General features: G+C 61.3%; 22 protein-coding genes. 13 read left to right on the top strand and 9 right to left on the bottom strand.

All coding sequences use genetic code 11. The features are described from left to right. Nucleotides 1-49 precede the first annotated feature (49 nt). Both HH213_RS19805 and HH213_RS19800 read right to left on the bottom strand, forming a co-directional pair. Entirely contained in the window at nucleotides 50-703 is a 654-nt protein-coding gene (locus tag HH213_RS19805; RefSeq protein WP_110846714.1) for a class I SAM-dependent methyltransferase, read from the bottom strand. A gap of 13 nt (nucleotides 704-716) precedes the next feature. Beyond that, nucleotides 717-1,658: a CysB family HTH-type transcriptional regulator gene (locus tag HH213_RS19800; RefSeq protein WP_110846715.1), complete on the bottom strand. Its 942-nt coding sequence runs from the start codon at nucleotides 1,656-1,658 to the stop codon at nucleotides 717-719. Nucleotides 1,659-1,811: 153 nt separating this feature from the next. Here HH213_RS19800 and HH213_RS19795 point away from each other — a divergent pair, with 153 nt between their 5' ends. From HH213_RS19795 to HH213_RS19760, 8 genes are read left to right on the top strand one after another with little or no spacing between them, the layout of a single operon-like run. Continuing rightward, on the top strand, nucleotides 1,812-3,506 hold the full coding sequence (locus HH213_RS19795) for a nitrite/sulfite reductase (RefSeq protein WP_169113377.1): 1,695 nt from the start codon (nucleotides 1,812-1,814) through the stop codon (nucleotides 3,504-3,506). After that, nucleotides 3,493-4,077 (top strand): DUF934 domain-containing protein, encoded by a 585-nt coding sequence (locus HH213_RS19790; protein ID WP_371875677.1) that lies wholly within the window; start codon nucleotides 3,493-3,495, stop codon nucleotides 4,075-4,077. The genes HH213_RS19795 and HH213_RS19790 overlap by 14 nt, the downstream gene beginning before the upstream one ends. A 12-nt stretch (nucleotides 4,078-4,089) precedes the next feature. Next, nucleotides 4,090-4,806: a phosphoadenylyl-sulfate reductase gene (locus HH213_RS19785; RefSeq protein WP_169113376.1), complete on the top strand. Its 717-nt coding sequence runs from the start codon at nucleotides 4,090-4,092 to the stop codon at nucleotides 4,804-4,806. A gap of 10 nt (nucleotides 4,807-4,816) precedes the next feature. Next, a complete protein-coding gene (gene cysD, locus HH213_RS19780; RefSeq protein WP_169113375.1) occupies nucleotides 4,817-5,746 on the top strand; it encodes a sulfate adenylyltransferase subunit CysD in 930 nt (309 codons plus the stop codon). Next, nucleotides 5,746-7,038, top strand: a complete 1,293-nt coding sequence (locus HH213_RS19775) for a sulfate adenylyltransferase subunit 1 (protein WP_169113374.1) — start codon at nucleotides 5,746-5,748, stop codon at nucleotides 7,036-7,038. Before cysD ends, HH213_RS19775 begins: the two co-directional genes overlap by 1 nt. 5 nt (nucleotides 7,039-7,043) lie before the next feature. Beyond that, complete coding sequence (cobA, locus tag HH213_RS19770) at nucleotides 7,044-7,799, top strand: uroporphyrinogen-III C-methyltransferase (RefSeq protein ID WP_169113373.1); 756 nt, start codon at nucleotides 7,044-7,046, stop codon at nucleotides 7,797-7,799. Between the two features lie 49 nt (nucleotides 7,800-7,848). Further along, nucleotides 7,849-8,571 carry a hypothetical protein gene (locus HH213_RS19765; RefSeq protein WP_169113372.1) on the top strand — a complete coding sequence of 241 codons (723 nt, stop codon included), beginning with the start codon at nucleotides 7,849-7,851 and terminating at the stop codon, nucleotides 8,569-8,571. Continuing rightward, nucleotides 8,571-9,341, top strand: coding sequence for a glutaminyl-peptide cyclotransferase (locus tag HH213_RS19760; RefSeq protein WP_169113371.1), 771 nt, complete (start codon nucleotides 8,571-8,573; stop codon nucleotides 9,339-9,341). The genes HH213_RS19765 and HH213_RS19760 overlap by 1 nt, the downstream gene beginning before the upstream one ends. Nucleotides 9,342-9,351: 10 nt before the next feature. On the opposite strand, the gene HH213_RS19755 is transcribed toward HH213_RS19760, so the two are convergent. The 3 genes from HH213_RS19755 to HH213_RS19745 form a co-directional block, all read right to left on the bottom strand. Then, entirely contained in the window at nucleotides 9,352-9,825 is a 474-nt protein-coding gene (locus HH213_RS19755; RefSeq protein ID WP_110846724.1) for a hypothetical protein, read from the bottom strand. An 82-nt stretch (nucleotides 9,826-9,907) separates the two neighbouring features. Further along, a complete protein-coding gene (gene motA, locus HH213_RS19750; RefSeq protein WP_110846725.1) occupies nucleotides 9,908-10,768 on the bottom strand; it encodes a flagellar motor stator protein MotA in 861 nt (286 codons plus the stop codon). An 89-nt stretch (nucleotides 10,769-10,857) separates the two neighbouring features. Beyond that, nucleotides 10,858-11,529, bottom strand: coding sequence for a sigma-70 family RNA polymerase sigma factor (locus HH213_RS19745; RefSeq protein ID WP_169113370.1), 672 nt, complete (start codon nucleotides 11,527-11,529; stop codon nucleotides 10,858-10,860). 149 nt (nucleotides 11,530-11,678) lie between these two features. Here HH213_RS19745 and clpP point away from each other — a divergent pair, with 149 nt between their 5' ends. Genes clpP through HH213_RS19730 form a run of 3 tightly spaced genes read left to right on the top strand, consistent with a single transcriptional unit; the run spans nucleotide 11,679 to nucleotide 13,101 of the window. Continuing rightward, nucleotides 11,679-12,278, top strand: a complete 600-nt coding sequence (gene clpP, locus HH213_RS19740) for an ATP-dependent Clp endopeptidase proteolytic subunit ClpP (RefSeq protein WP_169113369.1) — start codon at nucleotides 11,679-11,681, stop codon at nucleotides 12,276-12,278. Between the two features lie 45 nt (nucleotides 12,279-12,323). Further along, entirely contained in the window at nucleotides 12,324-12,689 is a 366-nt protein-coding gene (locus HH213_RS19735) for a DUF4844 domain-containing protein (protein ID WP_110846728.1), read from the top strand. A gap of 10 nt (nucleotides 12,690-12,699) precedes the next feature. Next, a complete protein-coding gene (locus HH213_RS19730) occupies nucleotides 12,700-13,101 on the top strand; it encodes a VOC family protein (protein WP_169113368.1) in 402 nt (133 codons plus the stop codon). 16 nt (nucleotides 13,102-13,117) lie between these two features. Here the strand turns inward: HH213_RS19730 and HH213_RS19725 are convergent, their stop codons facing one another. Further along, nucleotides 13,118-13,966 (bottom strand): LysR family transcriptional regulator, encoded by an 849-nt coding sequence (locus HH213_RS19725; RefSeq protein ID WP_169113367.1) that lies wholly within the window; start codon nucleotides 13,964-13,966, stop codon nucleotides 13,118-13,120. A gap of 91 nt (nucleotides 13,967-14,057) precedes the next feature. Between HH213_RS19725 and HH213_RS19720 the strand changes: the two genes are divergently transcribed. Further along, nucleotides 14,058-14,570 (top strand): lipocalin-like domain-containing protein, encoded by a 513-nt coding sequence (locus HH213_RS19720; protein WP_169113366.1) that lies wholly within the window; start codon nucleotides 14,058-14,060, stop codon nucleotides 14,568-14,570. Here HH213_RS19720 and HH213_RS19715 read toward each other — a convergent pair. The 3 genes from HH213_RS19715 to lptF are packed head-to-tail and all read right to left on the bottom strand — an operon-like array spanning nucleotide 14,546 to nucleotide 17,182. Further along, nucleotides 14,546-14,917 (bottom strand): sirohydrochlorin chelatase, encoded by a 372-nt coding sequence (locus tag HH213_RS19715; protein WP_110846732.1) that lies wholly within the window; start codon nucleotides 14,915-14,917, stop codon nucleotides 14,546-14,548. The genes HH213_RS19720 and HH213_RS19715 overlap by 25 nt on opposite strands. Further along, on the bottom strand, nucleotides 14,917-16,086 hold the full coding sequence (gene lptG / locus HH213_RS19710) for an LPS export ABC transporter permease LptG (RefSeq protein ID WP_110846733.1): 1,170 nt from the start codon (nucleotides 16,084-16,086) through the stop codon (nucleotides 14,917-14,919). The genes HH213_RS19715 and lptG overlap by 1 nt, the downstream gene beginning before the upstream one ends. A gap of 4 nt (nucleotides 16,087-16,090) precedes the next feature. Continuing rightward, nucleotides 16,091-17,182, bottom strand: coding sequence for an LPS export ABC transporter permease LptF (gene lptF, locus HH213_RS19705; RefSeq protein ID WP_229263071.1), 1,092 nt, complete (start codon nucleotides 17,180-17,182; stop codon nucleotides 16,091-16,093). Nucleotides 17,183-17,297: 115 nt separating this feature from the next. Between lptF and HH213_RS19700 the strand changes: the two genes are divergently transcribed. Continuing rightward, nucleotides 17,298-18,791, top strand: coding sequence for a leucyl aminopeptidase (locus HH213_RS19700; RefSeq protein ID WP_169113365.1), 1,494 nt, complete (start codon nucleotides 17,298-17,300; stop codon nucleotides 18,789-18,791). The last annotated feature ends 1 nt before the right edge of the window (nucleotide 18,792 follow it).

Here is an 18,792-nt window from a genome sequence, read left to right as displayed (position 1 = left end):
ATTCCAACATCAGTAGACGAAAAAAAAGCCGCGCAAGGCGGCTTCGGCATCATTTCAGACGGCAACTCAACAGATAGTAATATTGCAAGCGCTCGATGCGGAACTGCTTTGCATGGTTGGTGAAGCGTTTGCGCAGCGTGCTGTCGGTCAGGTAGTTCTTCAGGATCTCGTAGCGCTGGCCGTCGTCGGCGGTCAGGATCTGGTAGGTGTTGCCCTCCGCATCGGTGCGGGCGATCACCATCGAATTGCCATCGACATACGATTCATCCAGCAGCACCAGCAGCACGTCCTTGCCCAGCTTGGCGCGCAGGGTTTTGAGGAAACTGTCGTATTGTTCGCGCGGCAAGTGCGCCCACAGGCCAGCGGCAAACACGGCGGTGTACTGGCCCTCCAGGCCGTCCGGCAGGTCGAAGGCATCCATCTGGCCGAAGGTGACGACGTCCTCGTCCAGACCGCGGGTTTCCGCCAGGTCGAGCATTTCCTGAGAAATATCGGTGGCATAGACGGATTCCGCGGTTTCCGCGATCAGGTCGGTCCAGTACGCGGTGCCGCAGGCCAGTTCCAGCACCTTGTGGCCGGTGAACAGCTCGGCCACCATCTCTTGCAGATCATCCAGGTCGTCAAAGCGCTCTTCCTGCGCGTAGACCTGATCGTAGTTGTCCGCGTTGACGGCGTAATATTGTGTCAACTGGTTGGTAATCATGTTGATGCTTTCTTTATAGTTCGTAGTTCTCTTTTTCACCGCTCATGGCCTGTTCGATCAACTTGCGGTTGAGCGTTGGGGCCAGCAGTTCAATAAAGGTGTAAATATAGCTGCGCAGGTAGGCGCCCTGCTTGACCGCCACCCGCGACACGTTCATGCCGAACAGGTGGCCGACCGGGATGGCGCGCAGGTTCTTGTCGCGCTCGGCGTCAAACGCCATGCCCGCTATGATACCAATCCCCATGCCCAACTCCACATAAGTCTTGATGACGTCGGCGTCGATCGCTTCCAGCAGCACGTCCAGCTTCAGGCCGCGCAAGGCAAACGCGTGGTCGATCTTGCTGCGGCCGGCAAAGGCGCCATCATACGTGATGATCGGGAAAGCCGCGATCTCTTCCAGCGTCGGCTGCTTGGTGCGCAGCAGCGGATGGTCGGGCGCCACCACCACCACATGCTCCCATTGATAACATGGCAAGGTCACCAGCCCGGTGACGCCGGCGATCGATTCGGTGGCGATGCACAGGTCGGCCTGGTCGCGCTGCACCATCTCGGCGATCTGCTGCGGATTGCCTTGCAATAAAGACAATCTCACCTTGGGAAACTTCACCATAAAGGCCTGCACGACTTTCGGCAGCGTATAGCGCGCCTGGGTATGGGTGGTGGCAATGGTGAAGCTGCCGCTGTCCTGCGCCGCGTATTCCTTGCCGATGCGCTTCAGGCTGTCGATTTCCTGCATAATCAGCTCCACCGACTGCAATACCAGCCGGCCCGGCTCGGTCAAACCGCGGATCCGCTTGCCATGCCGGGTAAAGATGTCGACCCCCAACTCCTCTTCCAGCTCGATGATCGCTTTGGAGACACCCGGCTGTGAGGTGAACAGCGCCTTGGCGGCATCGGTCAAATTGTAGTTCTGGCGTACTGCTTCGCGCACAAAGCGCAATTGATGAAGGTTCATTGCAGGTCCTGGCCCATCTTAAAATTATTAGCGTCCATGCTTATGCCCAATCCTTATATAAGCAAATAAAGACTAAGTCGTTTGGAATAAAGACGAAGTTTATTACTATTAGCGCTAGTTTGGGGAATCAGCGACTATCCAGGAAGAATATTCATGTATCAATACGACCAATACGACCATCTCATCGTCCGAGAGCGCATCGCCCAGTATCGCGACCAGGTACGCCGTCGCCTGGCCGATGAGCTGACCGAGGCAGAATTCGTGCCGCTGCGCCTGCAAAACGGCCTGTACATGCAACGTCACGCCTACATGCTGCGGATTGCCGTGCCCTACGGCCTGCTGGCATCGAAGCAGATGCGCATGTTCGCCCATATCGCCCGCAAGTACGATCGCGGCTATGGTCACTTCACCACTCGCCAGAACATCCAGTTCAACTGGGTGGAACTGGAACAGACCCCGGATATCCTGACAGACCTGGCCTCGGTGGAGATGCACGCCATCCAGACCTCGGGCAACTGCATCCGCAACACCACCTCCGATCCGTATGCCGGCGTTGCCGCCGACGAGATCATCGATCCGCGTCCGTACGCCGAAGTGCTGCGCCAGTGGTCGACCTTCCACCCGGAATTCATCGCTCTGCCGCGTAAATTCAAGGTGGCGATCAACGGCGCCGTCGAAGACCGCGCGGCGATCGCCATCCACGACATCGGCCTGACCGTAGTGCGCAACGAGGCCGGCGAGATCGGCTTCAAGTTCATGGCCGGTGGCGGCATGGGCCGCACGCCGATCATCGGCAGCGTGATCCGCGACTTCCTGCCTTGGCAGCACCTGCTGACCTACACCGAAGCCGTGATGCGCGTGTATAACCAGCACGGCCGCCGCGACAACAAGTACAAGGCGCGCATCAAGATTCTGCTGAAGGCACTGGGCGTGGAAGAATTCACCCGCCAGGTAGAAGCAGAATGGGTCGACCTGAAGGACGGTCCTGAAACGCTGACCATCGAAGAGATGCAGCGCGTGATCGACTACTTCCAGCCGCCGGCCTACAAGCAGCTGGACGATTCGGACGTGGTGGCGGCGCAAGCCGGCAACAAGGCCTTCGCCAACTGGGTCAACCGCAACGTCAAGCCGCACAAGCAGCCTGGTTACGCGGCCGTAGTGCTGTCGCTGAAGAAGACCGGCGTGCCGCCGGGCGACGCCACTGCCGAACAGATGGACTTCATGGCCGACCTGGCGGACCGCTACAGCTTCGGCGAACTGCGCGTCACCCACGAACAAAACGTGGTGCTGGCCGACGTTGAGCAGTCGCAGTTGTTCGCGCTGTGGCAGGAAGCCAAGGCGCACGGCCTGGCGACGCCGAATATCGGCCTGCTGACCGACATGATCTGCTGCCCGGGCGGCGACTTCTGCTCGCTGGCCAACGCCAAGTCGCTGCCGATCGCCGCCGCCATTTCGGAGCGCTTCGATAACCTCGACTTCCAGCACGATATCGGCGAGATCGAACTGAATATTTCCGGCTGCATCAACGCCTGCGGCCACCACCACGTCGGCAGCATCGGCGTGCTGGGTGTGGATAAAGACGGCAGCGAATGGTATCAAGTGTCGATCGGCGGCGCGCAGGGCAACAACGCCGCCATCGGCAAGATCATCGGCCCGTCGTTCTCCGCGCTGCAAATGCCGGAAGTGATCGACCGCCTGCTGAAGGTCTACTTGCGCGAACGCTTTGAAGATGAATCGTTTGCCGACTGTGCGCAGCGCCTGGGCGTCGCACCGTTCAAGGAATTTGTGTACGCCACGCCGATCGCTGAAAAAGGCGGCCGCCTGGTAGGAGAGGATGAATATGTCTAAGAATTTGATTATCAAGGGCCGTGAAGTGGTCGAAGACGACTGGCAGGTGCTGCGCCTGGCCGAACCGGTGGATGGCGCGCCAGTGCACGATCCGGCCACGGTCAGCGTCCCGGCCGGCAAATTCATCGTGCCACTGAGCCTGTGGCTGGTGCAGCGCGAAGTGCTGTCGGCGCGTACCGCCGCCGGCGAGATCGCCGTCTGGATCGCCTCCGACGAACGTCCGGAAACGCTGAAAGACCTGTTGGACCAGTTCCCGCTGATCGCAGTCGACTTCCCGAAATTCACCGATGGCCGCGGCTACTCGATCGCCTACAACCTGCGCACCCGCCTGGGCTGGACCGGCGAACTGCGCGCCGTCGGCGACGTGCTGCGCGACCAGCTGTTCTCGATGCAGCGGGTCGGGTTTGACGCCTACTCGGTGCGCTCGGACCGCGACGTCCACGATGCGCTAAAAGGCCTGTCCGACTTCTCCGAAACCTATCAGGCCTCGGTAGACCAGAAGGTGCCGCTGTTCCGCCGCCACGCACGTCCGTTGCCAGCAGAGGTCAACAACGACGGCGCCGGCATCTGATTGGAGTGGCACATGACTGACCTGAGCAAGCTGATTGCGGACACGCGCGCCACACTGTCCCGCATCGCCAGCGATTTTTCCCCGGCCGTTTTCGCCTCGTCGCTGGCGGCCGAAGACATGGTGCTGACCGATTTGATCCTGAAGGGCGGCTACGACATCGGCATCTTCTCGCTGGAAACCGGCCGCCTGCACAAGGAAACGCTGGCCATGCTGGACAAGGTAAAGGCGCATTACGGCTATGACATCACACTGTACAAGCCGCAGCCGGAAGCGGTGGAAGCCTACGTCGCACAGAATGGCCTGAACGCTTTCTATGAAAGCGTCGACCTGCGCAAGGAATGCTGCCGCATTCGCAAGGTCGAGCCGCTGGGCCGCGCACTGCTGGGCAAGAAAGCATGGGTTACCGGCCAGCGCCGCGCCCAAGCCGCTACCCGTGGTTCGCTGATGGTGGAAGAGGATGATCCGGCCCACTTCATGACCAAGTTTAATCCGCTGGCCGACTGGTCCGAGGAAGACGTCTGGCGCTATATTCGCGAAAATGGCGTACCGTATAATGCGCTGCACGACCAGGGCTACCCGTCGATCGGCTGCGAGCCATGTACACGCGCCACCCAGCCAGGCGAAGATGTGCGCGCCGGCCGCTGGTGGTGGGAAAATCCGGAGTCGAAAGAATGCGGCCTGCATGTCGTTGACGGCAAACTGATACGCATTAAATCTGTCGCAGCTTGAAAGAAATCCAATGAACGCTTTAGTAGAAAACAACGCGCGCGTGAACGCGCGCCATCTCGACGCTTTGGAGTCCGAAGCGATCCACATCATGCGGGAAGTCGCGGCCGAATGCCGCAACCCTGCCCTGCTGTTCTCGGGCGGTAAAGACTCGGTGGTCCTGCTGCGCATCGCCGAAAAGGCTTTCCGCCCTGGCAAATTCCCGTTTCCGCTGGTGCACGTCGATACCGGCCATAACTTCCCGGAAGTGATCACCTTCCGCGATAAGCGCGTGGCCGAACTGGGCGAACGCCTGATCGTCGGCTCGGTCGAGGAATCGATCCGCAAGGGCACCGTGCGCCTGCGTAATCCGCAAACCGATTCGCGCAACGCCGCGCAAGCCGTGACGCTGCTGGAAACCATCGCCGAACATGGCTTCGACGCCTGCATCGGCGGCGCCCGCCGCGACGAAGAAAAGGCCCGCGCCAAGGAGCGCATCTTCTCCTTCCGCGACGAGTTCGGCCAGTGGGACCCGAAATCGCAACGCCCTGAATTGTGGGACCTGTATAACACCCGCGTCCATCCAGGCGAAAACATGCGCGTGTTCCCGATCTCGAATTGGACCGAGCTGGATGTGTGGCAGTACATCGCCCGCGAACAGCTGGAACTGCCGCCGATCTACTTCGCCCACGAGCGCGACGTCATTCCGCGCAACGGCCTGCTGGTGCCGCTGACCGACCTGACGCCGCCGCGCGAAGGCGAAACCATCGAAAAACAAGTGGTGCGCTTCCGTACCGTCGGCGACATCTCCTGCACCTGCCCGGTGTCGTCGGACGCGGTGACGCTGGAGCAGATCATCGCTGAAACCGCGATTACGCAAGTGACCGAACGCGGCGCCACCCGCATGGACGACCAGACGTCCGAAGCTTCGATGGAAATCCGTAAAAAAGCAGGATACTTCTAATGACCACCAATACCAACGAACAAAGCCTGCTGCGTTTTATCACCGCCGGTTCCGTCGATGACGGCAAATCCACGCTGATCGGCCGTCTGCTGTTCGACAGCAAAGGCATCTTCGCCGACCAGCTGGACGCCATGTCGCGCTCCAAGCACAAACGCACCGTCGGCGACGCCGTCGACCTGTCGCTGCTGACCGATGGCCTGGAGGCCGAACGCGAACAAGGCATCACCATCGACGTGGCCTACCGCTACTTCGCCACGCCGAAGCGCAAATTCATCATCGCCGACACGCCGGGCCACGAGCAGTACACCCGCAACATGGTCACCGGCGCTTCGACCGCCGACGCCGTGATCATTCTGGTGGACGTCTCGAAAGTGAAACTGCGCGAAGATGGCGGCGTCGATCTGCTGATCCAGACCAAGCGCCACTCGACCATCGCGCACCTGCTGCAAATCGAGCACGTGATCGTTGCCGTCAACAAGATGGACCTGGTCAACTACGACCAGGATATCTACAACCGCATCGTCAAGGCGTACGGCGATTTTGCCGCGTCGCTGGGCCTGAAGGACATCACGCCGATTCCGCTGTCGGCATTGAGCGGCGAGAACGTGGTCGACCGGACCGAAAAGCTGGCCTGGTACCAGGGCCCGACCTTGATCGAGCTGCTGGAATCGCTGTCGGTGTACGACGAATCGCACGACGCGCCGTTCCGCTTCCCGGTGCAGTTGGTGGCGCGCCACAACGGCCACGAAGCCAACGACTTCCGCGGCTACATGGGCCGCATCGAAGCCGGCAAAGTGTCGGTGGGCGACAAGCTGGTGGTGCAGCCGTCCGGCCAGAGCGCGACCGTCAAGGACATCGTCACGCTGGAAGGTTCGCATCAATCGGCGGTGGTGGGCCAGTCGGTCACGCTGCTGCTGGACGAGTACCTGGACATTTCGCGCGGCGACCTGCTGGCCAGCGCCGACCGCCCGGCCACGCAGCTCAAACAGCTCAAGGCGGATGTCTGCTGGATGTCCGACGAACCGCTGGACGTGCGCCGCAAATATTGGATCAAGCACGGCACCAAGCAGACTTCGGCCAAGGTCAAGGCGATTGAATCGCTGTTGGACATCAACACGCAGCAGCGCCATTCGGCCGAGGGCCTGAAGCTGAACGACATCGCCACCATCGAACTGGCGGTGCAGCAGCCGTTGGCGGCCGACGCCTACAGCGACATCCGCGCCACCGGCGCCTTCATCCTGATCGATGAAGTGACCCACCAGACCGTCGCCGCCGGCATGATCCGCCTGTAAGCACCATGCCCGGCAAGGTCTATCTCATTGGCGCGGGTCCCGGCGCCCAGGATCTCATCACCGTGCGCGGCGCGCGCCTGCTGGCGCAAGCGGACATCGTGCTGCACGACGCGCTGGTGACGCCCGAGATGCTGGAACTGTGCCCGCAAGCGGAGAAGATACCGGTTGGCAAACGCAGCGGACAACGCTCGGTGGCGCAACAAGTCATCAACCAGCAACTGGTCGCTGCCGCGCAGCGCGCCGGGCTGGTGGTGCGCCTCAAAGGCGGCGACCCGATGCTGTTCGGCCGCGCCGACGAAGAATTGCGCGCGCTGGAGCAAGCCGGCATCGACGCCGACATCGTCCCCGGCATCACTACCGCGCTGGCTGCGGCGGCAGCCAGCAAACAGCCGTTGACCAAACGCGGGGTGGCGCGCAGCGTGGCCTTCTTCACCTCCTCCACCGCGCCGGAACACGCGGACCACGACGCCATTCCGGAAACCGACACGCTGATACAGTACATGGGCGGCCGCGAAGCCATCGCCACCGCCGAGCGTCTGCTGGCCCATGGCCACGCCCCAGACAAGCCGGTGGTGGTGATCGAAAACGTCAGTCGCGCCGACCAGCGCATCCACCGCATCGATATCGCCCGGCTGACGCAAGGTCTCGGCACGCCGCACGGCCCGGTGCTGGTGATGATCGGCGAAGCGATGCGTCCCCGTCCCCACCAGCCGCTCAATACAGAGAGTAGCGGCCCAATAGCCGCCCAACTCCGCGCCTGACTTCCCGCGATCGGTATTAAAATGTCCACTCACACCACAAGAGGTAGTAATGGACATTGTTCAACGACTGGAACGCGCCTGGAACGCCCACGACACCGGCCAGTTTGACGCCGCTCTGCAGGACTACACCTGGCTGTTCGACGCCACCGCCAACGATGCGGAAACCGCCTCGCTGCGGCTGTCCTACGTGCTGGCCGCGTGGGCCAGGCTTGCGGAAGAATACCTGCCCGCGCGCCAGGCGCTGGTGGCGGAACGCGACCGCCTCACTGCCCAATTGCTAGCCGCCTCCACCGACGTCGGCACTTTCAACGACATCAGCGTCATCAACGACAAGCTGGGCGACTTGCAAAACACCTATCACCTGTTCCAGCAACTGCCAGACGCGCTGGCGCAGCAAGCCGCCCACATCGCGCTGCCGGCGCTGATGGTGTGCGGCGACTACACGCTGGCGCGCCGCTACCTGCCGGACCCGGAGCAGCACCTGGCGGCAGCGGCTGACCATCTGAATGAACAGAAGAGCCATATCAACGTGCTGACGCACGACGGCATGGCCGAACTGCTGGCCGACGTTTTCAACTACATCACCGAAGTGGCGTTGGTACTGGACTTGCTGACCGGCTGCGGCGATACTGCTGCGGCGGAGCGCGCGCGCCAGCAGGCTGTCAACCTGGTGCACGCGCCCGAAGCGCGCGCCTGCGTGCAAGCGGAGCTGGATGCTCCCGGCACCACGCTGGACGCCATGGTTGAACTACAAAATTCGGTGACTGCATAGTGAAAAAGATTTACGCTCAAGCCCTCCTTCTCGTCTCCCTGCTGCCTGCCGCCGCGTCCTATGCGGCGCTACCCACCTACGATTTCAAGGTGGTGCGCAGCTATCCGCACGATACGCAAGCCTTCACCGAGGGCCTGCTGTATCGCGACGGTTTCCTGTACGAGAGCACGGGCCTGAACGGCAAATCGTCGATCCGCAAAGTGGATCTGGCCAGCGGCAAGGTCCTGCAGAGCAAGGACATCCCGCCACAGTATTTCGGCGAAGGCCTGACGGTATGGGGCGACACGCTGGTGGGCCTGACCTGGCAGACGCAGACCGGCTTCGTGTTCGACCTGAAGACGTTTGAACTGAAAAGCCAGTTCGCCTATCCCGGCGAAGGCTGGGGCTTGGCGCAGAACGGCAAGGAACTGGTGATGAGCGACGGCAGCGCCACGCTGCGCTTCCTCGATCCGAAGACCTTTCTCGAAGTGCGCCGCGTGAAGGTGACGGCGGACGGCATCGCCGTCAACCAGCTGAACGAACTGGAAGTGGTGGACGGCGAAATCTTCGCCAACATCTGGCACACCAACACCATCGCCCGCATCGACCAGACCACCGGCAAGATCACCGGCTGGATCGATTTCAGCAAACTGTACCCCGATGCCGGCAAAGGCCCGAATGCCGAAAACGTCATGAACGGCATCGCCTACGATGCCGACAAAAAGCGTCTGTTCGTCACCGGCAAACTGTGGCCGAAGATTTACGAAGTCAAGATCGTCCCGCGCAAATAAGCGCGCGGCGTCAATTGGACTTCGAGCGCGTCGCCCACGCGACGACTGCAATACCTGCCGCCACAATCAACGCATCCTCGATCAAGCCACTGCGAGTCTGGCCGATACTGGCCATGGCGCGCTTGCGAGCGGCCAGCGTCAGATAAGCCAGCGGCACCGCGGTTGCCACCGCGACCGCAGCGCCAGCGGCCTCCTTGCCCTTTGGCGCCAGCGCAGAACCGGCAATGCCGGCACTTGCCACGCGCGCCGTCAGGCCCAGGAACACCGTGCGATCAGGCGCGGTCTTCATCTTGTCGCCGAAGAGTTCGCCGGCGCCCATCGCCAGTGCGCCGTATTTGAATAGCGGGCGATCGAGCAGAAACAGTTCGCCGCTGGTCTTGCGGTGCGCGAGACGCGCCGCTGCGAGGGTCGCCATCGGCGTCATGGACCGCGCGCTGGCGACTGCGCCAATCAGGGCGGAAGAAAGAAGGCTGCGAATACTCATCTGGCTAGCTCCTATGTCTGTGAAATCACAGTCTAGGAGCTATTTCGCAATCCCTCTGTTAGGTAAAGCATATAGCGTGGTGCTACCTGGTTTTCTGCTGTTTGAAATGGCTCTCCATGTCGCCGAATGAAGGCCGCTGCACGGCGGAGATGACTTTGCGGCCAAATTCCACCGCCAGCGTCGGCGCGTAGCCGTTCAGGCTTGCGATCAGGGTCACCTTCACGCACTGATAAATCTTGGTCGATTCCTGTAGCTTGCGTTCCAGCAGACTGGCGATTGGGCCAAACACGCCATACGCCAGCAGAATCCCCAGGAAGGTGCCGACCAGCGCCGCCGCAATCAGGTTGCCCAATTCCGCAGGCGGCATGCCCACTGATCCCATGGTGTGGACCACGCCCATCACCGCCGCCACAATGCCGAATGCCGGCAAGCCGTCGGCCAGCCTGGTAATCGCGTGGATCGGAATTTCGCCGTCTTGATGATGGACCTCGATTTCGTTGTCCATCAAGTTCTCGATCTGGAAAGGGTCCATATTCCCGGACACCATCAGCCGCAGGTAATCGGTAATGAACTCGGTCAGGTGATGGTCCGCCAGGATAGACGGGAATTTGGCGAACAGCGGGCTCTGTTCCGGCTTGTCGATATCCGACTCCACCGACATCAGCCCTTCCTTGCGGATTTTGCCGAGAATGTCATACAACAGGGACAGCAGATCGAGATAGAGTGCGTTGGTCTGCTTCGGCCCCTGGAACAGCGTAGGAATCGCGGCCACGGTGGCGCGCATCGCCTTGCCGTCGTTGGAGATGACGAACGCGCCTAACGCGCCGCCGGCAATCATCAGCAATTCATACGGCTGATACAGGGGGCCAAGGTGGCCGCCCTCCAGCACGAAGCCGCCGAAGATACCGGCCAGCACAATTGCGATTCCCAATAAAACGGCCAAGCGTCACCCCGAGCTTAATTGCAAGATTTTGACTTTACCACAAGCAACTCGGGTGTTGCTACTAGTACATCGCTGTGTTGCGGTTAAGGCTAGGCAGCCAGTGCAAGGCTGTAGTGGGCGTCGTTGGCGCTGGCGCCCAGGCGGCGTGCTTCGCATACCGATACCGGCTGCGTCTCGGTGAGCAGCGTCACGACCAGCGGCGCATCCATGCTGTTGATGGCGAGCTGAAAACGCCCGACCAGCTCACGGCTCAATTTCTCTTCCGGCAGCGGCTCATCGCTCTCCGCCCGCAGACGCTTGCGCGCGCGGGCCAGGTATTGGCGCGTATTCACCGCCTTGGTGCCCAAGGCCGAGGCGATGTCGGCATGTTCACATTCAAAGACTTCGTGCAGCACCAGCGACAGGCGCTCCTGTGGCGACAGGCGTGACAGCAGACGCGCCAGCGCCTCGCCCAGTTCTGCGCGGCGCAGCAAGGCGTCTTCCGGCGACGCTGGCTGGGTTTCGGGCGTCATCTCCATCGCCGTATGCGCAGCCATCGCATCGCGAAGACGCCTGCGCAGACGATCGATCGACTGATGCTGCACCACGGTGGTCAGCCATGCAGCCGGCGTCACCACGGCGCCCTGCTGCGCGCCATGCCACTTCAGAAAACAGTCCTGCACCACATCCTCGGCTTCTGCCTCGCTGCCGACAATGCGCGCGCTGATCGCCTTCAGGCGCGGTCGCAATTGCTCGAACATGGCGCCGTCGCTGTCCATCATGGTGGTTCTCCTTTTGCAGTGAGTATGCCGCTTGACGCTGGACGACGGCCAACTGTGACAGGCCAGCGATATTTATTTTTGCCGTCACGTCGGCCACTTCCTCAAGCGTCAAGCGGACAGCAACTCCACTTTACCGCGAAAGGATCATCATGACACTCATCCCCACCGTAATCGAGCACACCAGCCGTGGCGAACGCGCCTTCGACATTTACTCCTGCCTGCTGAAAGAGCGCGTGATTTTCCTGGTGGGCGAAGTGACCGAGCAATCGGCCAACCTGATCGTCGCGCAGCTGCTGTTCCTCGAATCCGACAATCCCGAAAAGGACATCTCACTGTACATCAACTCCCCCGGCGGCTCGGTGTATGCCGGCATGGCGATCTACGACACCATGCAGTTCATCCAGCCGGAAGTCTCGACGCTGTGCACCGGTTTTGCCGCCAGCATGGGATCGTTCCTGCTGGCGGCGGGCGCCATCGGCAAGCGCTACGCGCTGCCCAACGCCCGCATCATGATCCACCAGCCGCACGGCGGCTCGAAAGGCGTCGCCTCCGACATCGAAATCCAGGCGCGCGAAGTGATCTACCAGCGCCACCGCCTCAACACCCTGCTGGCCGAGCGCAGCGGCCAAACGCTGGCGCAAGTCGAGAAAGACTCCGACCGCGACAACTACATGTCCGCCACCCAAGCCAGGGAGTACGGCCTGATCGACCACGTCCTCACCACCCGCGCCGTTTGCCCTCCTCGATAGGGTGTGCTAAATTCCCGTAACTATTTAACAATATCAACATCAGCTATGTCAGATCCAGTCGTCAAATTCGGCGAGTCCGAACGCGCCGCACTTATTACGCTGCGCGCCGCAAAAAAATTCACCGCCGATTTTTTCTACCCTGGTGCGCCAACCGAAGCGCTGCGCGTCGAAGCCGAAAGTCACGTCAACACATTGATTGACCGCCTGCTGTCCAGCCTGACACCTAACACCCGCAAGAGCTTCGTGCTGGGCGAATTCAAAGTAGCGATGGCAGGTTTTACGCAGTCCGACTCCGAAGAACGCGAGCGCTTCTGCAGCTATCTGGAACAGATCATGGACATCACTGCCATAGAAAGCTCCGACGGCCTGCTCAACTCCTGGGTTTACGGATTTGATCCTAACGCGCTATAAAAAGGAAGCAATGAGCCTGTCATTTCATATCGACTTCAATGGCCAATGCGAGGAAGCGTTCACCTTTTATGCCGACCACCTTGGCGGCAAAATCGGGACCATGCTTAAGGTGAAGGACTCGCCTGTGCCGGCGGTGTCGGCGTCGCATGGGGAAAAAATTGTTCACGCAAATATCAGCATCGACGGCGTGGAGCTGGCCGGTGCGGATGTCGACGCCAGCAGGTATCAACGGCTGAGAGGCTTTTATGTGCTGCTTGGCGTGGATGCGGAAGACAAGGTCCACACCCACTTCAACGCCCTGCAAACAGGCGGCCATGTCATCCTCGCGCCGCAGAAAACTTTCTGGTCGCCCTGCTACGCTATCGTCACCGACCGCTTTGGCGTTCCGTGGAAAATCAACTGCGGCACCTGACTTGGAGCAGCCACCTTCACCGGGTAGACAGCAGCGCGATGATCTCGTCGGCGACGGCGCGTACCGGAGCTGCGCGGCGCACGTCTTCGTGCATGACGATCCACAGCTTGCGCTTGACCGCGCACGTCGGCGCTTCGATCTGCACCAGCGGCGACAAGGGAAAATAATCCGGCAGCACCGCCACGCCGCCACCTGCCAGCGTGGCCTGGTACAACGTGCCCAGGTCATTGGAGCGCATGCAGTAGCGCCGCGTGCCGCGTACCTTCTCCAGCCAGTGATGCTGCGGCGTGTGCTGCAACAGCTCATCGTAGCCGAGGAACTCCCACTGCTCCGGCGTACGCCCCGCCAGATAAGCCTCACTGGCGCATAAGCGATAGGTCACCGTGGAGAGGCTGCGCACCGCCAGCCCCGGCGACGTCGGACGGTTGTAGCGGATGGCGATATCCGATTCGCGCCGCATCAAATCCGTTACCTTCAACTCGGCGCGCAGATCCAGCTCGATGCCCGGCAAGCGATGCAGCGCCTGTTGCAGTCCCGGCGCCAGCACCCACGCCGTCACCGCCGGCGGCGCCGACACCCGTACCTTGCCGCTCAATTCCGCCGTGCCGCCGGCCACGCGCAGCAGACCATGCAAGCCGTCCTCCATATTGCGCGCATGCGGCACCAGCGCCTTGCCGGCCGCCGTCAGCGACCAGCCCTTGGGAAAGCGGTCGAACAGTTTGACGGCAAGCGCCGCCTCCAGCGCGTCGATGCGCCGGGCCACGGTGGTGTGCTCCACGCCCGCCACGCGCGCAGCACCGGACAGAGTGCCGGCATCGTGCAGGGCAAGGAAGAAGCGCAGGTCGTCCCAGTTAGGTTGGCTCATTGTGCAATTATGCACATATTCCGCGCAGGTTTTGCTAATTTTGCGCATCCGCGTTCACGGCTATCGTGTCTTTATTTGAAAGGAAGATGCGATGAAAATCTTGAACCGTCTGTTTTGTCTGATGATGTGGGTGCCCGCGCACCAGGCTGCGATGGCTGCCCAGCCCTTCCCGCTGGCCGGCACCTGGACTCTGGTGGCAGCCGATCGCTTGCTGCCCGACGGCGCGCGCCTGCACGATTACGGAGATGCCCCCAGCGGTTTGATGATGATCGATAGCGAAGGCCGCTACACTGTGCAGATCTACCAGCAGGGCCGCCCGCGCTTCGCCAGCGGCGACAAAAAGAGCGGCAGCGAACAGGAGTTCCGCGCCACCGTTGAGGGATCGAGTACGCACTTCGGCCGTCTGACGATCGACGAGCCTTCGCGCACGCTGACATTCGTCATCGAGAGCGCGGCGTTTTCAAATTGGGAAGGCACGCGGCAGGAACGCCGCTACGAATTGAAAGGGGATGAACTGAGCTACCGCGTCCCGGCGCGGCCGGACGGACAGATTCCGCTGTCAGTCTGGCGGCGCGTGAATCAGGACAGCGCGCTGACGCAGTAATCCGACAGCGCATTGAGCACCGCCGCATTCTCGCCAGCCGCCTCCACCACCTTGATGGCGGCTTGCGGATAGGCGATGCGCAGTTCGTCGATCATTAGCGGCAGGTCGCGCAGCACATGGCCGCCCTGTCCCAGGAATACGGGCACCACGGTGATGTCGACAATGCCGTCGGCAACCAGCGCCGCCGCCACATCCGGCAAACGCGGCGACATCAATTCCAGGTACGCCAGCTGCACGCGTACACCCGGCTCGCGCGCCTGGGTCAGGTCGCGCAAGCGCTCGAACGGCGCCGCCCACGATTCGGCGCGGGCGCCATGGGCAAACAAAATCAGTGCGCGTTGGGTCATCAGTGTCTCTCCACCCACCACAAGGCGCCCAGCGCCAGCAGCAGGAACAACATACTCGGGGCAATCGCCGTCACAATCGCCGGCCAGGTGCTTAGCACACCCAGGTGCGAGAACAGTGCATTCACCAGCTGGAAGCTGACGCCGATCATAATCCCGACGAAGATTTTCAGGCTCACGCCACCGCTACGCGTGTGCAGGTAGCCGAACGGCAGGGCCAGCGCCATCAGCACGAAGATGGTCAGCGGGTCGAACAGCTTTTTCCAGAACGCGATCTTGAAGCGCTCGGTCTCCTGCTTGTTCTCCTGCAGGTGGCGGGTGTACACCGCCAGTTCGGAGGCCGACATGCGGTCCGGATCGGAGCCGGCCACCGCCAGGATCTTCGGCGTAATCTCCGACAGCAGATCCCTGGTGGCGCTGTGACGGGTCTCGATCATGCCCGATTCCTGCGCGAAGTTGTTCTCCAGGTTGGCCTCGGCGCCCGGCTTGATCAGCCGCGGATTGCTGAACAGGTTTTCCGTCACATCGCTCAGCAGCCACTTGTTATTGCCTTGAAAGGTGCCAGTCTTGGCCAGCGTGATGGAGCGCAGGCGGAAGTTGGTGTCGAATTCGTACAGCTTGACGCCGATCAGCGTGCCGTCCGGCTTCACCTGGCGCACGTTGAAGAAGCGCGAGCCAATGACCTCGCCGGTCATGCCGTCGGCCTTGACGATATCCTTGGTCCACAGGCCGGAACGGAATTCGGTCGAGATGGCGGCGCCGCGCGCGCTCAGTCGGATCTTCTCGGCGATCGGCGCGGTACGCGGCGTAATCAACTCGCCGAAGATGAAGGTGATAATCACCAGCACAAATCCAATTTTGACCAGCATCCACGCCACCATGCCGGTCGACATGCTGGACGCGCGCATGATGGTGAATTCCGACGTCGCCGCAAACTGCGCCATGGTGTAGATGGTGCCGATCAGCGCCGCCAGCGGCATCACTTCATACACATGACTGGGCAGCTGCGCCACCACATATAGGAAGGCGTACTGGATCGCATAGCCATTCTTGCCCACCGAAGGCAGTTCGCCGGTCAGGTCCATGAACGCTTGCAGCGCCAAAAACGCCACCAGCACAAAGGCCACCGCTTGCAGTATCGAGACCGCGAAATAGCGTTGCAGGATTTTCATGCGATCAGTCTTTCTTGTTACGCGAACGCTTGTACGCGGCCAACACCGCCAGCGGGTGGTAGCGGTGATTCAGATTCAGTCGCCAGGCGAATAGGCCAAACACGACCAGCAGCGCCGCCACGTGCAGCGGCCACCACGACAGTCCGAAGCTGAACTGGCCCTGCTTGACGCTGGCCTCGACCAGTTTGACGAAGTTGCTATAGCTGAAGAACACCAGCAGCGCGATAATCAAATTGGCCGAGCTGCCCGCGCGCGGATTGACGAAGCCCAGCGGCACCGCCAGCAGAATCAGCACCAGGCAGGTGAGCGGCTGGGCGATGCGCCACAACAGCTCCGCGCGCGCCACGCTGCCGGTTTGCTTGAGCAAATCCATGGTCGGCAGAGCGACTGCTTCGTGATCGGACTCCAGTTCCTGCGTCTGTTGCGTGACGCGCATGCTGTAGCTGTCGAACTCCATGGTCTGGAAGTCGGCCTTGCCCGGCGTGCCCTGATAACGGCGGCCGTTCTTCAGCACCAGATAACGCTCGCCTTTCGGCCCGGTGTTGATCACGCCCTCGCGCGCGACGATGACGGCGTCGCCGCGGGCATCGGTCGTATTCACAAAGACGTTCTGCACCACGGCCGATTTGCCGGCCACGCCTTCGACGAAGAAGATGCGGTTGGCGGCTGCCGATTCCTTGAACTGGCCAGGCGAGACTTTCTGCAGATCCTCGCGTTTTTCAAAGCGCTCCACGTATTCCATACTTTTCTGCTTGGCCCACGGGGTGGCGACGAAACTCAGGCCGGCGGTGATCAGCACCAGCGGCAGGCCGAAAGTGAGTACCGGCCGTATCCAGCGCAGCAGGCTCATACCCGAGGCAAACCACACCACCATTTCGGAATCGCGGTAGGTCCGTGTGACCACCATCAGCACTGAAATAAAGCTGGTGAGGATAACGAGAGTTGGCAGATAATTCAGCACGGCGAAAGCGATCAACGCGATGACGTCACCCGAAGCGGCTTTGCCGCCGGCGGCTTTGCCGAGGACCCCGATCAGGGTCCAGGTGACGCTGATACTGAACAGCACTGTGAAGGTGGCCCCGGCAGCACTGGCCATTTCTCGTCGTAGGGCGCGTTGAAAGATCATTGAAGATTATAATTCGGTAGTTTGGCCCATATATACGCTATACGGGACCACAAGTTTTAAGTACGTACACGACACGGAGAATCAAATGGACTTTAGCATAAAAGCATTCGACACAAAAAACACCATCGCTACGGCCAAAGCCGGCGTGATCGCTGTCGCGGTCTTCGAGAACAAAAAGCTGTCGCAAGCTGCCAAGGCGCTGGACGGCGCTGGTGAAATCACGGCCGCGCTCAAGTCCGGCGACATCACCGGCAAAGCCGGCACCACCCTGCTGCTGCGCGGCGTTAAAGGCGCCAGCGCCGAACGCGTGCTGCTGGTGGGCCTGGGCAGCGACGAAACCGTCAGCGAAAAAAGCTTTGCCGGCGGCGTGGCTGCGGCACTGAAGGTGTTCTCCACCCTGGGCACGAGCGACGCTATTATCGCACTGCCAGCCACTGAAGTGAAAGAGCGTGACGTCAATTGGGCAATCCGCTGCGTGGTGCAGAGCGCCCACGAGTCGATCTTCCGCACCGATGGCCAGAAGAGCAAGAAAGATCCGGCACCGGCCGGCGTCAAGAAAATCGCTTTGGCCGTGCCAAGCAACGCCGATACCAAGATCGCGCTGGCGCAAGCCGTGGCCATCGCCAACGGCATGGACCTGACCAAGGAACTGGGCAACCTGTCGGCCAACGTCTGCACCCCGACCTACCTGGCCAACACCGCCAAGAAACTGGGCAAGGACTACAAGTTCGACGTGGAAGTGCTGGACCGCAAACAGCTGGAAGCGCTGAAGATGAACAGCTTCCTGTCGGTGACCAATGGCAGCGAGCAGCCGCCGAAGTTCATCATCATCAAGCACATGGGCGGCAAACCGAAAGACGCGCCGGTGGTGCTGGTCGGTAAAGGCATCACCTTCGACACCGGCGGCATTTCGCTCAAGGCCGGTCCTGGCATGGACGAGATGAAGTACGACATGGGCGGCGCCGCTTCCGTGCTGGGCACCTTCCGCGCCATCGGTGAAATGAACCTGAAGCTGAACGTGATCGGCGTGATCGCGTCGTGCGAGAACATGCCGTCGGGCCGCGCCACCAAGCCGGGCGACATCGTCACCTCGATGAACGGTCTGACCATCGAAATCCTGAACACCGACGCCGAAGGCCGCCTGGTGCTGTGCGACGCGCTGACCTACGCCGAACGCTTCAACCCAGCCGCCGTGATCGACATCGCCACGCTGACCGGCGCCTGCATCGTCGCCCTGGGCCACCACAAGAGCGGCTTGTTTACCCGTGACGACGAGGTCCACAACGCGCTGGCCGACGAGATCATGGCCGCCGGTAAAAACGCCGGCGACACCGCCTGGCGCCTGCCGATCGGCGAAGAGTACAACGAGCAGCTGAAGTCCAACTTCGCCGACCTGGCCAACATCGGCACGCCGGGCGGCGCCTCGTGCACGGCGGCGGCGTTCCTGGAGAACTTCACCCGCAAGTACACTTGGGCGCATCTGGACATCGCCGGCACCGCATGGAAATCGGGCGGCGCGAAAGGCGCAACCGGCCGTCCAGTGCCGCTGCTGTCTAACTTCCTGATCAATCGCGTTTAAG

Source organism: Duganella dendranthematis, assembly GCF_012849375.1.
GTDB classification, from domain to species: domain Bacteria; phylum Pseudomonadota; class Gammaproteobacteria; order Burkholderiales; family Burkholderiaceae_D; genus Rugamonas; species Rugamonas dendranthematis.
Note: the sequence above shows the minus strand (reverse complement) of the source record. Positions and strands in the feature narration are given on the sequence as shown.